This is a genomic window from Frankia sp. CoWAU3, from assembly GCF_977971855.1.
This window is the reverse complement of sequence record NZ_CDWWXB010000238.1, coordinates 1-3,255: the sequence shown is the minus strand read 5'-3', so window position 1 is coordinate 3,255 and position 3,255 is coordinate 1. Positions and strand designations below refer to the sequence as shown.

Here is a 3,255-nt window from a genome sequence, read left to right as displayed (position 1 = left end):
CTCGGCCCCACGCGGCGGGCTCGGGATCTGCGCGGATGACGGCCGAGTTGCCACCCAGTGCGCCCTGGCCAGTGCGCATGGCCTCCGGGCCGACTGTCTCTGTGGCCGATTCGAGCCGCGAGTTCTGCCTTAACTTCACGCCACTTGAGCGTAGACTGAGATCGTGACGACGCTGCCCTTCACGGATGCTCGGAACCGCCTCTCAGAGCTGCTCGACGACGTCGAGCGAACCCATGACCGGGTAGAGATCACACGCCATGGTCATGCCGTGGCGATCCTCGTCTCGCCCGACGACCTCGCGGCGCTGGAGGAGACCGTCGAGGTGCTGTCGAACCGCGAGACCATGCGGCAGTTGGCCGAGTCCCGCGCCGCTGTCGAGGCCGGCGACGTGCTTGACGCCGAGGACCTGGCGGCGCTCATGGCCAAGCGCGCCGCGCCGGGTGCCAGGAGACGCTCGTCATGACGGGCGCTGCCGGGCCGTACCGTCTGGAGATCACCGGTCCGGCGGCCCGCGCGCTTGCTGGACGTATACCGGAAAAGGTCGCCACGGCCGTACACGAGTTCATCACCACGACGCTCCTGGAGAACCCGCACAGGCTCGGTAAGCGTCTCCTCTACCCGCCCTACGCTGGAACCTGGTCGGCGCGGCGAGGCATGTACCGGGTGCTCTATGAGATCGACGAGGAGAACCGCATCGTTCTCGTGACCGCCGTAGAGCACCGCGCCGACGCATACCGCGGGCGTTGAGCGGCAAGACCGCAGCGTGCCGGTACGAGCACCGCCGATGTCCCCCCTGCTTGCACATATGGCGCCGGAAGCCTGACGAAGCACCCGACGTAAACCTTCAGCCGGTTCGCGCGGCGTGACGATCATGGGGCTTGTTGTGGCTGTCGGTGACGGTCTGCCGGGGTTGACGGGTGGCCAGGCGGATTGGGTGAGTGATGGCCCTGTCGCTGCATGGCGTGGGGTTGCGACCCGTTAGATCCGTGGTGTGCCCACACCGGACGGCCCTTCCCACGACAGGCCAACGCCCGCCGCGTCGGCGGCCGTGCCGTGGCTGGTCTGGGTGCTGGTCGCCTGGCTGGCGGAGGAGAACACGGCGTTGCGGGCCGAGAACGAGCGGCGGATCGCGGACACCGAGCGGCTGGTCGTGGTGAACGAGAAGCTCGCCGCGGTCAACGAGGACCTCGCGGCCCGGCTCGACCGGCTGGAGCACCTGATGTCGCGGAACAGCGGCAACTCCTCGTTCCCGTCGTCGAAGGACGACCAGCCCGGGAGGCCTGCGCCGGCCCCGAGGAAGACCCGTACCGGCGGTGGGCAGCAGCGTCGGCGTGGGGGGCAGCCCGGCGCGCCGGGTACGCACCTGGCCCGGGTCGAGGACCCCGACGAGCAGGTCGACCGGTTCCCGGAGGGCCGGTGTGGGTGCGGGAACGACCTGGCCACGGCCCTGGGAGGGGGCACGGCCCGGGACCTCGGCGTCGTGGACTCCTACCCGCAGGTCGAGATCCCGCTGCTCACGGCCCGGGTGACCCAGTACGACCAGCACGCGCTGGCATGCGCCTGCGGGAAGGTCCACCAGGCCACCCGCCCGGACGGCGCGCACCGCGGGCCGATCGGCTACGGGCCGAACCTGCGGGCCTGGTGCGTCTATCTGATGGTCGTGCACCACCTGCCGGTCGGACGGTGCGTGGACCTGCTGACCTCGCTGACCGGCGCGGCGCCGTCGACCGGGTTCGTGCACGGCCTGCTGAACACGGTCGCGGCCGCGCTCACGGCGGCGCACCAGCGGAGCCGGGCGCTGATCACCCTGTGCGCGGTCGTCGTGATGGACGAGACCCCGATCAGGGTCGGCCCGCGGCTGCCATGGCCGGCCGCAAGGACGCCAAGCGCCACCTGCTGGTCGCCTGCACCGAGCTGTACACCCACTTCCTGCTCGGCGACCGCGACCTGCGGACGTTCCAGACCTCGGTGCTCGGCGAACTCGCCGCCGCCGGCGCGACCGTCGTCCACGACCGCTACCACCTCTACGACCACGACTTCTTCAACCCCGCCGTCGGCGACCCGCTCACCGACGGGACCGGCGACGACGGCGCGCACGACCCCGACGACGTGGAGTTCCCCGGCCTGGTCCACCAGTTCTGCGCCCAGCACCTGATCAGGGACCTGACCGCCGCCGCCGAGACCTACCCCGACCAGCACTGGCCTGGGCAGATCGCCGACGCGCTGCGCGGCCTGATCCACCACACGAACCTCACCCGCCACGCCGCCGACCTCGCCGCGCGCCACGACCCGGCGCACTGCCGCTACTGCACACCCCCGGCACGACCGGCGCCGGCCAGCGTCGAGGACCTGCTTGCCCTGTTCCGCGACGGCGTGAAGGTCGGGATGTTCGCCACGACCTCGCACGGCACCCACCCCGGCGAGCGCCCCGCCCGCTTGCTCGTGGAGTTCCTCAGCACCCGGCAGGCCGACGTGCTGCGGTTCCTCACCGACCCGGCCATCCCGGCGACCTCGAACGACGCCGAACGCGAACTACGCCCCGCGAAGCTGCAGCAGAACATCTCCGGGCGGCTGACCAGCAACACGGTCACCCAGGACCGCTACACCATCCTCGGCTACCTGCGCACCGCCGCCAAACACGGCCGCGACGTCATGACGACCTTGCGCGAGGTCGTCACCGGCCGGGCCTGGATCCCCGACTGGCCGCCCGCCGCCCCGGCCTGAAACACAACCCCCACCCGACAACACCCACCGACCGGAGACACACCCGCCCCGACCGGCATCACGTCATGCCATCAAACGGCACCCACGCCGCCCGGGCTGAATGTTTGCGCTCGATCTCCCTGTCCCGCGGGTCCGCCGCCGGCCGGCCACGTTTCCTCGACAACGCCGCGACCCTACCCTCGCCCGCCGCCATTCCACGAGATGCGCCGAGTACAACCGCTCCCGACGCAGGATCGCATCCTTCTCACCATGCTCGGCCGCGTCGTACTCCGCGAGGATCCGCGCCTTGTACTCCGCCGTGAACGTCCGCCGCTTCGCCTTCGGCTCGACCTCCGGGTCAGGCCGCCCCACCACCGGCTCGGACTCGTCCACCCGACCATCATCGGCCAGACCCCGCCCGGCCGTCAGCATCATCGTCACGATCTACCTCTCCCAGCCCCGCCCAAGCCAGCCTAGCGGGAGTTTCCTAGATAAGTTGATCTTTGGAGTCCGTTGAGCTGGCCGGTGGCTGGTTCAGGACGGTCTGAGGTG

The 3,255-nt window shown here is 70.6% G+C and carries 4 protein-coding genes and 2 pseudogenes; 4 read left to right on the top strand and 2 right to left on the bottom strand.

The window, feature by feature from the left end:
- Nucleotides 1–163: 163 nt before the first annotated feature.
- Both AC08ON_RS16230 and AC08ON_RS16225 read left to right on the top strand, forming a co-directional pair.
- Nucleotides 164–463 (top strand): type II toxin-antitoxin system Phd/YefM family antitoxin, encoded by a 300-nt coding sequence (locus tag AC08ON_RS16230; protein ID WP_476607377.1) that lies wholly within the window; start codon nucleotides 164–166, stop codon nucleotides 461–463.
- Nucleotides 460–747: a type II toxin-antitoxin system RelE family toxin gene (locus AC08ON_RS16225; protein WP_011437076.1), complete on the top strand. Its 288-nt coding sequence runs from the start codon at nucleotides 460–462 to the stop codon at nucleotides 745–747. The genes AC08ON_RS16230 and AC08ON_RS16225 overlap by 4 nt, the downstream gene beginning before the upstream one ends.
- 231 nt (nucleotides 748–978) lie before the next feature.
- Here AC08ON_RS16225 and AC08ON_RS16220 read toward each other — a convergent pair whose 3' ends face one another.
- Entirely contained in the window at nucleotides 979–1,179 is a 201-nt protein-coding gene (locus AC08ON_RS16220; RefSeq protein WP_476617270.1) for a hypothetical protein, read from the bottom strand.
- Between AC08ON_RS16220 and AC08ON_RS16215 the strand changes: the two are divergent.
- Together AC08ON_RS16215 and AC08ON_RS16210 are read left to right on the top strand one after the other, a co-directional pair.
- A pseudogene (locus tag AC08ON_RS16215) lies at nucleotides 1,151–1,837 on the top strand (DUF6444 domain-containing protein); the annotation flags it as partial. The gene AC08ON_RS16220 and the pseudogene AC08ON_RS16215 overlap by 29 nt on opposite strands.
- Nucleotides 1,838–1,863: 26 nt before the next feature.
- Nucleotides 1,864–2,724: an IS66 family transposase gene (locus tag AC08ON_RS16210; protein ID WP_476607378.1), complete on the top strand. Its 861-nt coding sequence runs from the start codon at nucleotides 1,864–1,866 to the stop codon at nucleotides 2,722–2,724.
- Nucleotides 2,725–2,901: 177 nt separating this feature from the next.
- Here the strand turns inward: AC08ON_RS16210 and AC08ON_RS16205 are convergent.
- Nucleotides 2,902–3,096 (bottom strand): annotated as a pseudogene (locus AC08ON_RS16205) (IS3 family transposase); the annotation flags it as partial.
- Nucleotides 3,097–3,255: the final 159 nt, after the last annotated feature.